Below are 16570 nucleotides of genomic sequence, written 5' to 3'. Positions count from 1 at the left end.
ATGTATAATATAGAAAATGAAAAACAATAAGGAGGCCGTTCATAGTGCGGAAATTTCGTTGGATTTCAGCAGTTGCAGTCCTCATATTTGTAGCCACCGCGCTTCCGGTTCAGGCGGCGACCATTCCGGCCGCCGCGGAAACGACGGATAAGCAGGTTGGGTCGCTAACTCCGACAGTGGTAAGCCGTTTAGAAAAAGCGGTGCAAGAACTCATCGGCTCGAAGACAGCATTTCAATTTGACGATGTGACGGATATGGGGAAAACTTGGATTGTAGAGGGCGGACTGGAAGATGGAACTGCTACGTTACAGACAGAATATAATAAAGAAAAAAATAGAGTAGATTCTACAACCATACGATATAAAATAAGCAGCTTGGGAAAAGCGATGAACGCGCCACTCAAGACGAAAGTGCTAAACAGCGCCAAAGCGTTTGACAGCAAGCGTCCTTTGCAATTTGAAGCATTTTGGCGGGTCAAATCCCCTTATCAGTCCAACAAGCCATCAAATTACTGGGTATTTTGGGGCGCAGGTGAACAGGCTTCCTCGTTGTATGTGGATGTGGATCGAGGTAACGCTATTACCATCAACGCGGACTATGCGCTGAAGCGGGTGGACCCTCTGATACTGAACCGTGCAATGAACACATTTAAGCGTGTGAGTGGACAGCCAATTAAGGTGCAGCACGCTTCACGGTACAAGGACGAAACGAAGGGGCTTTCATATTGGTCGTTTGAGGATGCAAACGAGGCCAGTGAGGTCAAAATTAGCGCGGTAACCGGTAAAGTGCTGGCCGTATCCACCTATGGGGTGGATTGGAATGATGACGCAGATTTCAAAAAAACATTTGCAAGCCCGAAATATACTGCCTCAGAAGCTTTGAAGCTAGTCAAGCCCAAGGCTCAGATGTTGTTTAATATCAATTTGACCGGCTATAAAGTGAAAGTTCAAGGGAATCAATATACGTTCTACAAGCAGCAAAAGGGAACGGATTCTATTGTGGCTAAAGTAAATAAAAAAGGGACTTTTTACGCTTACTCTCTCCATTCTTCCGTTGGGAAAATGTAGTAGGAAATAGAAAAGATGAATCAAGCCGCTCTACTCCTGATATCATATTGTCGGGGAGTGGGGCGGCTTTTTTAGTTTTTGGCTTATGTTTGAAGTCTCTTTATGTTACATTAGTATGAAAATAAAGAGCGGGGTGGAGCAGAGGACATGAAACCGGATTTGCGTACTGTGCTGAATCGTGAAATTATTGTCGGAGACGGCGCAATGGGGACTTTTTTATATCAGCTAGGATTTCCAGTAAATACGTCTTTCGAAGAACTGAACATCACTTCGCCTGATGTTATATCAGACGTGCATGGTCAATATTTAAGTGCAGGAGCTCGATTGCTGGAGACTAATACATTTTCTGCAAATGATTATAAGTTAGCCCGGTTTGGACTGGAATCTAAGGTAGAAGAGATCAATCGTGCTGGTGTGAGAATTGCCAGAAATGCGGCCGGACCTGAACATTATGTGGTAGGTGCAGTGGGTTCCATATGTGGGGGCAAACGGCTTAACATATCAAAGCTGGAGCTGGCAAGAAACTATGAACAGCAAATTGATGCCCTTCTCTCCGAAGGAGTCGACGGTATTTTGTGCGAAACGTTTTATTCACTGGATGAAATACGCATAGCGCTTCACAGTGTACGTAAATATAGTGATATTCCGGTGATTTGTCAGTTTGCGGTCGATCAGGTTGGTCGTACTCAGGATGGTTTTTTAGTGGCGGAAGCTTTTTCGGTGCTGCGTAATGAGGGGGCAGACATCCTTGGATTTAACTGTCACTCGGGTCCGCAGGGAATTATGAGTGTAATGGAGCAGCTGGACGGCCCTTTGTCTGTACCGTTGTCCGTATATCCGAATGCGGGACTAGCAGATTATGTGGACGGTCACTATGTATACGGTGCATCACCTGAATATTTTGGAGAATGTGCCAAAACCTTTGTAGACCTGGGAACGAGGCTGCTCGGTGGTTGCTGCGGAACTACACCGGATCATATTGCTGCTATATCCAAAGCCTTGAACCGTTTGCAACCGCCTCCTCTTGCTTCAAAAGAAGCTTTGTCGAAAGAGTCCTTTCAAGTGGCGGAGCAGATTGCAGATGAAAGGGAACGAGGAAATGGCAGACATACCAGTGAGCCCAACATCGTGGATCTTGTAAAGGAACGACATACGGTCATTGTAGAACTGGATCCTCCGCGCGATCTGGACATTACGAGGTTTATGCAAGGTGCTCATGCGTTGAAGAAAGCCGGGGCCGACGCGCTTACACTGGCTGACAACTCGCTTGCAGTCACTCGCATGAGCAACATGGCGCTTGGACATTTGGTCAGTATTGAAACAGGCTTGCGTCCATTAATTCATATAGCATGTCGTGATCGCAATCTGATTGGTACTCAATCCCACATGATGGGTTTTGACGCGCTCGGTATTGACCATGTACTGGCGGTTACTGGAGATCCGGCGCGGTTCGGTGATTTGCCAGGCGCCAGTTCGGTGTATGATATGACCTCTTTTGAAATCATACGCATGATCAAGCAATTAAATGATGGTGTCGCATTTTCCGGTAAGCCACTGAAGCAGAAAGCTAATTTTGTGGTAGGTGCCGCATTTAATCCTAACGTCAAGCATTTGGGTAAAGCCGTACAGCGGTTGGAGAAGAAAATTGCCTCCGGAGCCGACTATGTTATGACTCAGCCCGTATACGACCACGAGTTGATTGCAGCCATCGCGGAAGCGACACGACATTTGGAAGTACCGATTTTTATCGGTATTATGCCGCTGGCTAGTGGGCGCAATGCAGAATACTTGCACAATGAAGTACCAGGCATTCAGTTATCCGATGAGGTGCGTGCACGTATGTCTGGTCTTGAGGGTCCGGAAGGACGAACAATGGGTGTGTCTATTGCCAAGGAGCTACTCAATACGGCAATGGAACATTTTAATGGTATCTATTTTATGACTCCATTTATGTTCTATGAAATGACAGCTGAACTGACTTCTTACGTATGGCAAAAATCAGGCCGCGCACAGGCCCCCTTGTTTCGACTATAATAATCAATTACAATAGTATAATGGATGTGATGCCGATGTCATTGAGTATGACCGGATACGGTCAAGCTATCCTTCATTATGAGGGCTATAAAGTGCGCTTGGAATTGAAATCGGTAAATCACCGCTATTGCGAAGTGATGATGAGAATTCCGCGCGAATGGACTCGTTACGAAGATGGCTTGAGAAGAACGGTTCAACAGCAGATTAAACGCGGTCGTATCGATGTCTTTATCCACAGGGAACGTGATGAAGAACAGATGCCCGCCGCGCGGTTAAATGACACTGTGGTGCAGGCTTACCTGCATGCAGCGGAGCAGCTGGCGGATCGTTATGGAGTGAAAGGAACGTTAGGGATAAGCGATATTCTTGCTTTGCCTGACGTTCTGGGTGAGCCTGGAGAGGCTTTCCATGGAGACGAAGAGGACTGGGAAGAGCAACTACAGCGAGCTTTGAATGAAGCTTTGCAAGGTTTACTGGAGATGAGAAGGCGAGAAGGCGGGCATTTGGCGCAAGATGTGAAATCCCGTATTTTACGTCTGGAATCCCTGCATCATGAAATGACGGTGCTGGCTCCTCATGTTGTGAGCGACTACCGTAACAGGCTGAAACACAGGCTTAAAGAGCTTCAGGACGGTTCATTTACGCTTGATGAACATAAGTTCGGAATGGAGATTGCGTTATTCGCGGATCGCAGCAATATTGATGAGGAACTTACCCGGCTTCAAAGTCACTTTGGGCAGTGCAAGGGGTTGCTGCTATCGGACGAGCCGGCCGGTCGCAAATTAGATTTTTTAATCCAGGAAATGAATAGAGAAGTCAACACGATCGGCTCCAAGGCTAATCATCTCAACTTGGTTAATTTGGTCGTTGAGATGAAAGCAGAGCTCGAGAAAATTCGTGAGCAGGCTGCAAATATTGAGTAGCTACCTGGTAGCGGCACGGCTGCAAGAGTCACATGTATAGGGGGAAAGACCTGAATATGGCAATCAAATTGATCAATATTGGTTTCGGCAATATCGTGTCGGCCAACCGAATTATCTCCATCGTCAGTCCGGAGTCTGCTCCGATCAAGCGGATTATACAGGAAGCCAGGGACCGTCATATGCTAATTGATGCTACCTATGGCCGCCGGACGCGGGCTGTTATTATTACAGACAGTGATCATGTAATCCTGTCTGCGGTGCAGCCGGAGACGGTCGCTCATCGCCTATCCACTAAAGATGATGACAATGACGAATAAAAATGGAGTGTACTATGGCTAAGGGATTATTATTTGTAATATCCGGACCTTCGGGTGTCGGTAAAGGGACGGTAGGCAACGCATTGCGTGACAAGCTACCAGAGATAACGTACTCCGTTTCTGCTACAACTCGAACACCTCGTTCGGGTGAACAGGATGGAGTGACCTATTTTTTTAAAACGCGTGAAGAATTTTTGGGTATGATTGAACGAGATGAAATGCTGGAGTATGCTGAGTATGTAGGGAACTATTATGGTACTCCACGTGATTTTGTAGATCAGACGCTTGCGCAGGGAAAAGATATTTTTCTGGAGATTGAAGTTCAGGGAGCGCTAAAGGTTAAAGAAAAATTTCCAGAAGGCATATTCATTTTTCTGCTTCCGCCTTCGCTAGATGAATTAAAGGATAGAATCAGGGGACGGGGCACAGAAACTCAAGCGACCATAGACCACCGTATGTCGGTAGCTGTGGATGAAATGAATCTGTTGCGTCACTATGATTATGCGGTTGTCAATGATGAGATTGATTTCGCTTGTAAACGAATAGAATCCATTATTATCGCCGAACATTGTAAGGTTCATCCTTAAACGAGGGCTTTACATATGCCAAGCGTACCTAAAGAGAAATAATACTGTATAAGCTGAGCTTGAAGGTGTACACTGGAGTTCAGCTTATACAGTCCCAAAACTACATGAAGAGGTGTCTATTCGTGCTGTATCCTTCCATTGATGAAATGATGAAAAAGGCAGATAGTAAGTATTCGTTGGTTGTAGCGGCTTCACGTCGTGCCAGACAGTTGCGCGAGGGTGAAAAGACGACTCTCAAGAATCCTAAATCCCACAAACAGGTTGGAGTGGCGTTGGAAGAGATTTACGCGGATCATCTGCGTCTTGAAAGCGGCGAAGACGAGTAAGAATTATACACAACTATTATAACCGGGCGCAATGCCAATTCCTTTGACAACCGCAAGGTTGTTATTTTTTTAGGTCAGGGGGAGTTAACGATGTTGAAGGGGAAAGTTATTATTCTTGGTATAACCGGTGGAATTGCTGCTTACAAAGGGGCTGCGTTATGTAGTAGGTTGACACAAAAGGGCGCCGATGTTCATGTGATTATGACAGCCTCTGCTAAGGAGTTTATTACCGAGCTTACACTGCAGTCGCTCTCTCGTAATCCGGTGTACAGTGATACGTTTGATGAAAGAGAGCCGTCCGTCGTATCCCATATTCATCTGGCAGATGCGGCTGATTTGGTGCTTGTTGCACCTGCAACTGCGAATATTATTGGAAAAATGGCGCATGGCCTTGCTGATGATATGTTGTCTACAACGTTGTTGGCTACAACAGCGCCTATTATGGTGGCACCTGCGATGAATGTACATATGTACACTCATCCGGCAGTCATGCAAAATATGGAGACGCTTGTATCACGTGGTGTGAAGATGATTGAGCCTGGTGAAGGATTACTGGCTTGCGGTTACGTTGGCAAAGGACGTTTGGAAGAGCCGGACACAATTGTGCAAACGATAGAGCACTTTTTTGATCAGCAAGCCCAGGAACAAAAAAACAACATTAAGTCTGAATCCCGATGGTTTGGTGGCGAATCTGTGGAGGCTCAAGTGCCTGAGTCACCTGTGAATGAGAATGAATCGGTGTTTTTAGGTAAAAAAGTCATTGTAACGGCTGGAGGCACGATCGAGCGAATTGATCCAGTGCGTTATATCACAAATGATTCATCTGGAAAAATGGGCTTCGCCATTGCAAAAGTGGCTCAAAAGATGGGGGCAGAGGTGCACTTGATTGCTGCCAATACCAGTGCGGAACCGCCTGCTGGTATTATGCTTGAAAGAGTCCAGTCGGCTGAAGACATGTACGCAGCTGTATTAAAACAATGGGAAACGAGCGATATGGTCGTTATGGCTGCTGCAGTTGCAGATTATCGACCACGTGAGATAGCACAGACCAAGATCAAGAAAAAAGATAGTGTATTTACGCTAGAGTTAGTGAAGAACGTCGATATTCTAGAATCACTCGGACGGAGTAAGAAACATCAATTTTTAATTGGCTTTGCAGCTGAAACTGAACATTTGGAGACGTATGCGAAAGATAAATTAGAACGTAAAAATTGTGATTTGATCGCGGCAAACGATGTAACTGTGAATGGTGCTGGTTTTGGCGTCGATACGAATGCTGTTCAAATTTATGACCGAAGCGGGATCGTTGAGCGTATTCCTGTACAGTCAAAGGAAGAAGTTGCGCGTAAGTTGCTTACTATAGCCGCGGGACGCATGGGTGGGGTGCTGCATTAATGGAGACGGGCAATTTAGTTGCCAAGGTCATTGTCGATGTACCTGCCAAGGATACGGACCGCACCTTCGATTATCTGATACCGGATTCAATGAGACCTTGGATTGAGCCGGGTAGTCGGGTAGCTGTGCCATTTGGCAAACGGACGGTGCAGGCTTTCGTCATCTCGGTAGTCCCAGCTGAGGAACCACCGAAATACAGGATGAGAGCGATTCAGGAGTTGCTGGATTTGGTGCCACCTTTATCTGCCGACCTAGTCGAACTGGGCAAGTGGATGAGTGAACGTTATGCTTGTAATCAAATTATGGCATTGCAAGTGATGATTCCTACCGCGCTCAAAGGCAAAGCAGAACGTTATATCTCAATTGCGGAACAGCATGAGTTAACGCATCCACAGCGTAGTATACAACCGAATCAGGGCGATGAGCTCGAATGGGCACTTCTGACCGACGATGGTATGAGTGATCCGACAGAGCGTCGGATTGTCAGCTTCATTCAGGAGAAGGAGCAAGTCCCGTTGCAGCAACTCAGTCGACGTTTCCCTGAGGAAGCGGAGGTTATTAAATCACTGTTACGCCGGGGTGTGCTTCAGGAAAGTCAAGTTATTAAAGACAAGCTTGGCAAAAAGACCATGAAATCCGTTGATCTGGCTATCGGCATAGACGAGGCATCAACGGTACTGGAGCAATTTTCTGCCAAAGCACAGCGTCAGCGGGAGGTACTTGCTTTTTTGCTGGAACGTAGCGAGTTTTTGCCTCTGTCGCTCAAGGAAGTCATGACCTCATTGAGTGTGTCTGCTGCAACGGTTAAGGCGCTGGAAGATAAGGGCTATGTGTTGCTGGAGGATGTCGAAGTGTTCCGCGACCCGTACCGGGGCAGACACTTCAAGCCTACAGAGCCACTCCCTCTCACAGCAGAGCAGCAGTCGGTGTATGAACGGATTATTCGCCAGCTGGACACGCGTGAGCAAGGAGCTTATTTGTTGCATGGAGTCACGGGGAGCGGTAAGACGGAAATTTATCTACAGACGATTCAACGTTGTATCGAGCAGAATCGGCAGGCCATTGTGCTGGTACCTGAAATATCGTTAACCCCACAAATGGTTGAGCGTTTTAAAGGTCGGTTTGGCGATCAGGTAGCAGTGATGCACAGTAGGTTGTCTGGAGGAGAACGGTACGATGAGTGGCGCAAAATACGCGAAGGCCGTGTGAAAGTGGCGATTGGTGCTCGCTCGGCAGTATTTGCGCCTTTTCGTGAGTTAGGTCTTATTATTATGGATGAGGAGCACGAAACGTCCTATAAGCAGGAAGAGACACCTAAATACCATGCGCGTGATGTCGCCATTCGCAGAGCCCATCAGCATGGGGCTGTCGTTATTCTCGGCTCGGCTACACCGTCGCTGGAAAGCTACTATGCGGCTCGCTCACAAAGCAACGACGAGTTTGCGCCGTTGCTACTTGAAATGCCAACTCGCGCATTGGGGAACACGTTACCCGAAGTACATATCATGGATATGCGTGAGGAACTGCGTGCTGGCAACCGCTCTATGTTTAGCCGTGCGTTGCATAATGGGATTGCAGAGCGGTTAGAGCGTAAGGAGCAGACGGTGCTCCTGTTGAATCGGCGTGGACACTCCACATTCGTCATGTGCCGTAGCTGTGGCTATGTGGCGGGCTGTCCGCATTGTGATATTTCGCTTACGTATCATCAGCGGTCGAACAATTTACGTTGTCATTACTGTGGTTATTCCGAGCCTGTGCCTCAGACTTGCCCTGAATGCGGTAGTGAGCATATTCGCTATTTCGGTACAGGTACCCAGCGAGTGGAAGAAGAGCTGGCGAAGCTATTCCCCGGTATACGTGTTGTTCGAATGGATGTTGATACAACGACAGAAAAAAATGCCCACGAAAAGCTCCTCAAGCAATTTCGTGATAAAAAAGCGGACGTGCTGCTCGGTACTCAAATGGTTGCCAAAGGCCTGGACTTTCCCGATGTGACACTGGTTGGTGTCATTACTGCGGATTCAGCTCTCAATTTACCGGATTTTCGGGCTGCGGAAAAGACATTTCAGCTGTTAACACAAGTAGCTGGACGTGCTGGGAGACATCAATTGCCAGGGGAAGTATTCGTACAATCCTATACTCCAGAGCATTATTCGGTGATTCACGCAAGTCGCCATGATTATGCTTCTTTTGTGAGGGAAGAATTGAAACACCGCCGCAATTTGCACTATCCACCATATTGCCGTCTTATTTTGGTAACCTTTTCTCATGAACAACTCCCGGTGCTGGTCCGGCTGGCAGAGAATTATTCAGCAACACTACAGGGACGGGCCAGACAACGAGGCTGGTTCGGGAATATGGATCGTCTTACATCGGATGTACTCGACATTTTGGGGCCAGTAGCTTCTCCCATTTCGAGAATCAAGAATAGATACCGATTTCAATGTATGATAAAATGGCGTGGAAATATCGACGCGATTAGTTTGGCTCAGCAAGTAGCTGATGAAATGGCCGAATCCGCACAGGCGCAAAAGTTGCTGATTAGTCTGGATGTTGATCCACAAATGCTTATGTAGAGCGTTGCCACAAAAGTTATTAGCACAATTAATGCGGACAAGTCGTCCGTACATAGGATAATGTAGCAGTCGCGTTTGTGATGAATACAGTTAAGCCTAAACGAAGGAAAAAGGATAAAGAGGAAGGTGTTCTGTTGTCATGTCAATTAGAATTATAGTGTTGGAGCCGGATGATGTATTGCACAAAGTAGCAAAGGAAGTTACTAAAATTACACCTAACGTGCAAAAGCTGCTCGACGATATGGCAGATACGATGTATGAAGCGGAGGGTGTAGGTCTTGCTGCTCCGCAAGTAGGTATTTTGAAGCGTCTCATCGTTGTAGATGCTGGAGATGAACATGGTTTGATTAAAATGATCAACCCAGAAATCGTGGCCGAAGAAGGGGAGGAATTGGGTCCAGAAGGCTGCCTGAGTATACCAGGGTTGAACGGGGATGTGCGTCGTGCCGAGAAAGTTACAGTCAAGGGACTGGACCGCGAGGGTAAGGCCATTACCGTTACAGCGACAGGATTGCTTTCTCGTGCTTTTCAGCATGAAATCGACCATTTAAATGGAATTTTGTTCACGGATATTGCAGAAAAAGTATATGAGGTTGCGCTGGAACAGCCAGGACCGAACCGTCAGATAGGAGAGTGAGGTTCGATGAGTCAAGACATTCGTATTATCTTTATGGGTACGCCTGAGTTTGCAGTGCCATCGTTGAACATGTTATTGGATAATGGTTATAACGTGGTCGGTGTGATTACACAGCCCGATAAGCCACAGGGACGGAAAAAAATATTGACGCCTACACCAGTTAAGGAAGCGGCAGAAAAACGCGGATTACCTGTACTGCAACCGACCCGCCTGCGCCAGCCAGAAGCGGTGGCTCAGGTGGCGGAGCTGCGTCCTGATCTGATCGTAACCGCAGCCTATGGGCAAATTTTGCCAAAATCCGTACTAGACCTGCCTCGTTTCGGCTGCCTGAATGTGCATGGTTCGTTACTTCCCCGTTATCGGGGAGGTGCACCGATCCAGCGTGCGATTATTAACGGTGAGACCGTGACGGGTGTGACGCTGATGTATATGGCGGAAGGACTGGATACTGGCGATATGATATCGCGAGTTGAGGTTGCTATAGGACCGGAGGATACCTCCGGTACGATTTTTGAGAAGCTAAGCGTAGCTGGAGCAAAGCTTTTGCAGGGCGAGCTGCCTAAATTGCTGGCTGGGCAATCAGACCGTACGCCGCAAAACGAGGACGAGGCGACCTATGCTCCGAATCTGAACCGCGACGATGAGCGTATTTCGTGGAGTGACAATGCACAGCAGATATACAACCGGATCCGCGGCCTTGTTCCTTTTTCGGGCGCGTTTACGCTTTGGGAGGAAAATGTTTTTAAAATATGGGCTGCTGAGCAGCCTTTCATAAATAATGAAGTGAGTGGCTCAAATGCTCCAGCACCCGGAACGGTTCTTCAATTGACCGCTCGTGGCATTGAGGTGCAGACAGGCGAAGGAACTCTTTGGCTGACTCAGGTTCAACCGGCTGGCAAAAAGGTTATGGATGCCGGAACCTTTGCGCGCGGCGGACAGATGAAGCCAGGCACGGTGCTCGGATGAGCGGGAGTCACTCCCGTCGGGGAGGCCAAGGCAAGGGAGTGGGTGCCAGATCCGGCAATACTCGCAAACAGACGGCGCGGGAAGTTGCACTTGATGTGTTGACCGGTGTGGAGCAAGAGGGTGCGTATAGCAATCTTGAATTGAATCGTCGACTTCAGCAGGCAGGTTTATCTGCAAGTGACGCTGGTTTGGCGACTGAACTTGTATACGGTACAGTCGCACGCCGAAATACACTAGATTATTTTTTGAATAAATTTGTTCAAAAAGGAACGGCCAAGCTTCAGGCTTGGGTACGTTCGTTGCTGCGGATGAGTGTGTATCAGGTGGTGTATCTGGATCGAGTTCCAGATCATGCAGTCGTTAGTGAAGCGGTGACCATTGCCAAGCGTCGTGGACATCAGGGGATTTCCGGTATGGTCAACGGCGTGCTCCGCAGCATGCTGCGTGAGCCGGACAAGCTGCGTATTCCTGACGATTTGTCACCAGAGGAACGGATTTCATTAGAACATTCTCATCCACAGTGGCTGGTTAAGCGTTGGATTAAGCAATACGGTGCAGATACTGCTGAGGCTATTTGTCAGGCTAATAATATGCCCCCTGCGGTCAGCGTACGGGTGAATACGACAATGACCAGCCGTGATCAGCTGCTGGACGAGATGCGCTCAAAAGGACTTGATGCCGTTCCTTCGGCAGTTAGTCCCTATGGCATTGTTGTTCGTAGCGGTGGCAATATGGCGCTTACCTCGTGGTATACGGACGGCTTGCTGTCCGTACAGGATGAAAGCTCTATGCTCGTTGCCGAAGCAGTTGCTCCTGAGCCCGGTATGCTGGTACTGGATTGCTGTGCCGCTCCAGGCGGCAAAACAGCTCATATGGCTGAGCTGATGAAGGATCGCGGCCAGATCATTGCAAATGATCTGCATGCCCATAAACATCAATTAATCCGTGAACAGGCTAAACGACTTGGCCTGGATGCCGTGGAAACAGTCACTGGTGATGCGCTAGAACTGAAGGAACGATATGCCCCAGCTTCTTTTGACCGTATTTTGCTGGATGCGCCATGCTCTGGCTTTGGAGTAATTCGTCGTAAACCGGACCTGCGTTGGAGTAAAACTGCGCAGGATGTTCGCGACATTACACAGCTTCAGCATGAGCTGCTGGATAGTGTAGCGGGACTGTTGAAGCCAGGTGGTATTCTGGTCTACAGCACATGCACGATTGAGCCGGACGAAAATGAAGGACAATTGACTCGGTTTTTAAGCGAACATCCAGAGTATGAATTGGCAGAGGGTCATTCCTTCCCGGACGTGAGCCGCGAAAAGGATAGTATACAGGGAGGCTCGGTACAGCTGTTACCGCAGCATTTCCACAGCGACGGATTTTATATCGCGCGCCTGCGTCGGGTGAAATAGCGCGGAAGAGAATTCCATGCAGCTGCCCACCAGCATTTCCACATTCCGCCGGAACATTTCCGGCGGTTTTTTGCATGAAAACGAAAAATTTTTACCCCCTCAGGGATTTGTGCTAAAATAGGAAGAATGAAAAATACGATCTGCGATCAAACAGAACTTAATGAAGAAGGAACGGGTGCAAACATTGATGAAACCTTTTATATATGATTTAACTTTGGAGGAGCTTCAGGACTGGGCCAAGAACAATGGCGAGCCTGCTTTTCGTGGAGGACAAATTTTTGACTGGCTGTATGTGAAGCGGGTCAATGATTTCAGCGAGATGACGAATTTGCCCAAGGCGCTGAGAGAGAAGCTTGAGGAGCAATTTAGTTTTGTGACGCTTAGTGAAATTACAAAGTTGGAATCAAAGGACGGTACAGTAAAATTCCTGTTCGGTTTGCATGATGATCATGCCATTGAAACGGTCATTATGAGACACAATTACGGAAACAGTATTTGTGTAACGACACAAGTGGGTTGCCGAATTGGTTGTACTTTCTGCGCTTCGACGCTTGGAGGCCTCAAACGAAACCTGACAGCTGGTGAAATTACTGCACAGGTAGTACAGGCTCAGAAAATTTTGGATAAAACGAATGAACGAGTGAGCAGCATCGTGATTATGGGCTCGGGCGAGCCTTTCGAAAACTATGAAGCGACCATGACGTTTTTGCGTACAATGGTTCATGAAAAAGGTCTGAACATTGGTCAACGTCATATCACAGTGTCGACCAGCGGTATTGTACCGAATATTTATAAATTTGCCGACGAGGATACCCAGATTAATCTGGCAATATCCATTCATGCGCCTAATGATGCACTTCGGTCGAAGCTAATGCCTGTAAATCGGCGTTATCCCTTTAAGGATGTTATGGATTCTCTACGTTACTATCTTGCTAAGACGGGGCGGAGAATTTCGTTTGAATATGCCCTGATTGGTGGGGTAAACGATCAGGCAGAACATGCTGAAGAGCTAGCGGATGTGTTAAAGGACATGCTGTGTCACGTTAATTTGATTCCAGTCAACCATGTGCCTGAGCGCAAGTATGTGCGCACATCGCGTAGCGATATTTTTAATTTTCAACGTATTCTTGCCGAAAAAGGCGTCAATGTGACGATCCGGCGTGAACAGGGTCACGATATTGCCGCTGCCTGCGGTCAGTTGCGTGCAAAGCATATGGAGTTGGGGTGAAACCATTTGATCAAAACAGTTCATGTCAGCCATGTCGGACGTGTACGTTCGGTGAATGAGGATTCTGCCTGGATCAGGCACTTAGAGCAAGGCTATATTCTTGGGATTGTTGCCGATGGTATGGGGGGGCATTTGGCCGGTGATACGGCCAGCCGCCTTGCGGTAGAGACACTTGCCGCTGATTTGGCGACGCTGGAGAGCGGATTATCCGCACATTCTTTGACGGCGGCGCTCAGCGACGCTATTTTGCATGCCAATGAAGTCATCTTCCAGACGGCTGCACGCGATGAGAAGTATCATAATATGGGAACGACAGTTGTTGCGGTTTTACTATACGACGCATCCGGAATTATCGGACATATCGGTGACAGTCGCGCCTATGTCATATCCAAAGGAGCGGTACGTCAGCTTACAGAAGACCATACTTTGGTTAACGAGCTGTTCAAAAACGGTCAGATCAGTAAGGAAGAACGGGAGAACCATCCTCGTCGCAATGTACTGACACGGGCGCTGGGCACTGATTCCGAGGTGAAAGTGGATATTGACTCCATTACGCTGGATAAAGGCGATGTACTGTTACTGTGTAGCGACGGATTAAGCAATCTGGTAACGGAAGAACAAATCAGTAAAGTAGTAGGTGCCGCAGAGAATCCTTTGGAGGAGCGTGCGGATCGTCTGCTACATCTGGCGTTGCTTGCCGGAGGAGACGATAACATTACTGTAGCTTTGTTTGAATTGCCCGATGACACGGTTTCATTGAATGAAAAGGGGTGTGACGCATGATCGGGCACCTGCTAGGGGGAAGATACGAAATTATTGAGCGTATCGGTGGCGGCGGTATGGCTCTGGTGTACAAGGCTCAAGACATTTTGCTGAATCGCAATGTCGCAGTTAAAGTGTTGCGCCAGCAATTTGTTCATGACGAGGAATTTATTCGCCGGTTTCGGCGTGAGGCGCAGTCTGCGGCTTCGCTTTCGCATTCGAATGTGGTCAGTATTTATGATGTCGGCCAAGAGGATGAAATCCATTATATTGTAATGGAGTGCATCGAAGGTAAAAATTTGAATGAGATTATTAAAGAACGTGCGCCATTGCAAGTGGATGAAGCAGTACGGATTGCTTCCCAGATTTGTGATGCGCTGGAGCATGCTCACCAAAATCAGATCATTCACCGAGACATCAAGCCTCATAATATATTAATTGGACGTAATGGACGGGTTAAGGTAACCGATTTTGGGATTGCTAGAGCTGTTACGTCAACGACCATTACCCAGACGGGTTCTGTTGTAGGTTCTGTTCATTATTTTTCACCTGAGCATGCAAAGGGTGTCGTCACCGGCGAAAAATCGGACTTATATTCTTTAGGTATTGTCTTATATCAAATGCTGACGGCGCAGCTCCCTTTCCTCGGAGAAAGTCCAATTAGTGTAGCGCTCAAGCATTTGCAAGAGGAGTTTGAGGAACCGCGTAAAATTAATCCGTTGATTCCGCAAAGTGTGGAAAATGTCATTCTAAAATCCATGCGCAAAAATCCAGAAGAGCGTTATCAATCGGCAGATGAAATGCTAAAAGATTTGGAAACCTGTTTGCTGCCGGGACGGCGTAATGAATCCAAGCTGGAGTTTACACATTTGGATGATGAGGATCAAACACGGGTTATTCCGGCTATTAAGCCTCAACAATTAGGGATGTCTTCTAGCGGGGAAGATGTACCTGCCCAACCGCGTGAGTCTGAACAGCTTCCGAGCAAGCAATCGTCCAAGAAAAATAGAAAAAAAGCGATCTTGTGGGTAACACTAGTGTTGGTGTTACTTCTGTGCATGGGCGGAGTGGTGTACTATGTGCAAAGTGTACTTGTCGTGCCTGAGGTAAAAGTACCAGGTGTATTGACACAAACAGAAGACCAAGCGAAGGTTAATCTCAGTAAAGCGGGTTTACTCATTGAGGAGCCAATCCAGCATGAATACAAAGAGGGGATCGCGCCTGGAATTGTATTTTATCAAAGCTATCCTGCAGATTCTTTAGTCAAGGAAGGAACCAAGATTAGTCTGAAAGTCGGGATTGCCAAGCCGCTCACCCCAATGCCGGATGTAAAAGGCCAAAGCTACGAGAATGCTGTTAAGCTGCTGACCGCCCAGCAAATTAAGGAGACGCAGATTCAGCAAAATGAGCAGTTCAGTGATCAGGCCGTTGGGACCGTCCTTAGTCAGACTCCAGCTGCAAATGAGCCATTTGATAAGGATTCAGTCCAAGTTGTGCTCACAGTCAGCAAGGGCGCTGACACTGTAAAAATGCCAAGTCTCGTAGGGAAAACGCAGAACCAAGCGGAAAATGAGGTCAAAAAGGCAGGGCTGAAGGTTGGCTCGATTAAAGAAGAATTTAGCTATGAGCAGGAAAAAGGAAGAGTAACCAAACAATGGCCGTCCGAGGCAGGCAGTGAGTTGCCACCAAATACGGAAATTACGTTTTATGTAAGCACTGGTTACCCGCCAGAAGCGATTACGCTGCCATTTAATGTGCCTGTTGCACCGAAGGAAGAGGGTAAAAACAGCAAAATTCGTATTACTTATACGGATGCACGTGGAGAAAATCAGGAATGGGGAAGCCGTACAATTAATACGACACAGGTGTTCACTATCAACCTGCTAATGGCTCCGAACAAAGACAGTGTTGTCTCAGTATTTAGAGATGGTGACTTTATTGATACGTATCCGGTTTCTTATATTGATGCGAAAAATGGAACAGTGACGATGCCTCAAATTGCCCCACCTGCTGGAACTTCACCAACGGATACACCTGATGGTAATTCCTCGCAAAATGGAAGTGGAAACGGCGAGGAAGGTGATAACGGGGGATCTTCTAATGATAGTGGTGACGGTGGAGGCGACTCGAACAATCAGGAGGGCACAGGAGGTAATGGTGACCCTTCCGCCTTTGTTCCTGGAACGAATTCCACGGGGGCTACGCGCAGTGAGTTGGCAGTTAGCCATAAAAACAACCCAGGTCACGCTTCCCACAAAAAGAAGGAAAAAGTGATTGAGGCTGTTCAGCATCAGTAAACGTGCAATAGGAGATGTTCAACCTGCTATACGCAATAAAACT

Annotated in this window: 14 protein-coding genes; all 14 read left to right on the top strand. The window is 47.5% G+C overall.

All coding sequences use genetic code 11. The features are described 5' to 3' along the window. Positions 1–44 precede the first annotated feature (44 nt). The 14 genes from MHH57_RS15400 (at position 45) to pknB (ending at position 16527) form a co-directional block, all read left to right on the top strand. Complete coding sequence (locus tag MHH57_RS15400) at positions 45–1067, top strand: hypothetical protein (RefSeq protein ID WP_029517196.1); 1023 nt, start codon at positions 45–47, stop codon at positions 1065–1067. Positions 1068–1214: 147 nt separating this feature from the next. Then, positions 1215–3101, top strand: coding sequence for a bifunctional homocysteine S-methyltransferase/methylenetetrahydrofolate reductase (locus MHH57_RS15395; RefSeq protein WP_341070973.1), 1887 nt, complete (start codon positions 1215–1217; stop codon positions 3099–3101). 35 nt (positions 3102–3136) lie between these two features. After that, positions 3137–4024, top strand: a complete 888-nt coding sequence (locus MHH57_RS15390; RefSeq protein ID WP_029517198.1) for a YicC/YloC family endoribonuclease — start codon at positions 3137–3139, stop codon at positions 4022–4024. A 56-nt stretch (positions 4025–4080) separates the two neighbouring features. Beyond that, positions 4081–4341, top strand: a complete 261-nt coding sequence (locus tag MHH57_RS15385; RefSeq protein ID WP_005548256.1) for a DUF370 domain-containing protein — start codon at positions 4081–4083, stop codon at positions 4339–4341. 14 nt (positions 4342–4355) lie between these two features. After that, on the top strand, positions 4356–4928 hold the full coding sequence (gene gmk / locus MHH57_RS15380) for a guanylate kinase (protein WP_013310894.1): 573 nt from the start codon (positions 4356–4358) through the stop codon (positions 4926–4928). A 122-nt stretch (positions 4929–5050) separates the two neighbouring features. Next, positions 5051–5254, top strand: coding sequence for a DNA-directed RNA polymerase subunit omega (gene rpoZ, locus MHH57_RS15375; protein ID WP_013310893.1), 204 nt, complete (start codon positions 5051–5053; stop codon positions 5252–5254). A 90-nt stretch (positions 5255–5344) separates the two neighbouring features. Next, complete coding sequence (gene coaBC / locus MHH57_RS15370; RefSeq protein ID WP_341070972.1) at positions 5345–6649, top strand: bifunctional phosphopantothenoylcysteine decarboxylase/phosphopantothenate--cysteine ligase CoaBC; 1305 nt, start codon at positions 5345–5347, stop codon at positions 6647–6649. Beyond that, positions 6649–9225 carry a primosomal protein N' gene (gene priA, locus MHH57_RS15365; protein ID WP_029517200.1) on the top strand — a complete coding sequence of 859 codons (2577 nt, stop codon included), beginning with the start codon at positions 6649–6651 and terminating at the stop codon, positions 9223–9225. The genes coaBC and priA overlap by 1 nt, the downstream gene beginning before the upstream one ends. Before the next feature lie 139 nt (positions 9226–9364). After that, on the top strand, positions 9365–9862 hold the full coding sequence (gene def / locus MHH57_RS15360) for a peptide deformylase (RefSeq protein ID WP_013310890.1): 498 nt from the start codon (positions 9365–9367) through the stop codon (positions 9860–9862). Positions 9863–9868: 6 nt separating this feature from the next. Continuing rightward, positions 9869–10828 carry a methionyl-tRNA formyltransferase gene (gene fmt / locus MHH57_RS15355; protein ID WP_069012749.1) on the top strand — a complete coding sequence of 320 codons (960 nt, stop codon included), beginning with the start codon at positions 9869–9871 and terminating at the stop codon, positions 10826–10828. After that, positions 10825–12240, top strand: a complete 1416-nt coding sequence (rsmB, locus tag MHH57_RS15350; protein ID WP_165150240.1) for a 16S rRNA (cytosine(967)-C(5))-methyltransferase RsmB — start codon at positions 10825–10827, stop codon at positions 12238–12240. The genes fmt and rsmB overlap by 4 nt, the downstream gene beginning before the upstream one ends. 187 nt (positions 12241–12427) lie before the next feature. Continuing rightward, entirely contained in the window at positions 12428–13468 is a 1041-nt protein-coding gene (gene rlmN / locus MHH57_RS15345) for a 23S rRNA (adenine(2503)-C(2))-methyltransferase RlmN (protein WP_029517204.1), read from the top strand. Between the two features lie 6 nt (positions 13469–13474). Then, complete coding sequence (locus MHH57_RS15340; protein ID WP_029517205.1) at positions 13475–14251, top strand: Stp1/IreP family PP2C-type Ser/Thr phosphatase; 777 nt, start codon at positions 13475–13477, stop codon at positions 14249–14251. Continuing rightward, the gene (gene pknB, locus MHH57_RS15335; protein ID WP_029517206.1) at positions 14248–16527 is read left to right on the top strand and encodes a Stk1 family PASTA domain-containing Ser/Thr kinase; all 2280 of its coding nucleotides are present in this window, start codon (positions 14248–14250) and stop codon (positions 16525–16527) included. Before MHH57_RS15340 ends, pknB begins: the two co-directional genes overlap by 4 nt. Positions 16528–16570 lie beyond the last annotated feature (43 nt).

It is taken from the genome of Paenibacillus sp. FSL H7-0442, assembly GCF_038593105.1.
In the GTDB taxonomy this organism is placed as follows: domain Bacteria; phylum Bacillota; class Bacilli; order Paenibacillales; family Paenibacillaceae; genus Paenibacillus; species Paenibacillus polymyxa_D.
The sequence above is the reverse complement of the archived record's forward strand: the minus strand, read 5'-3'. Positions and strand labels throughout refer to the sequence as shown.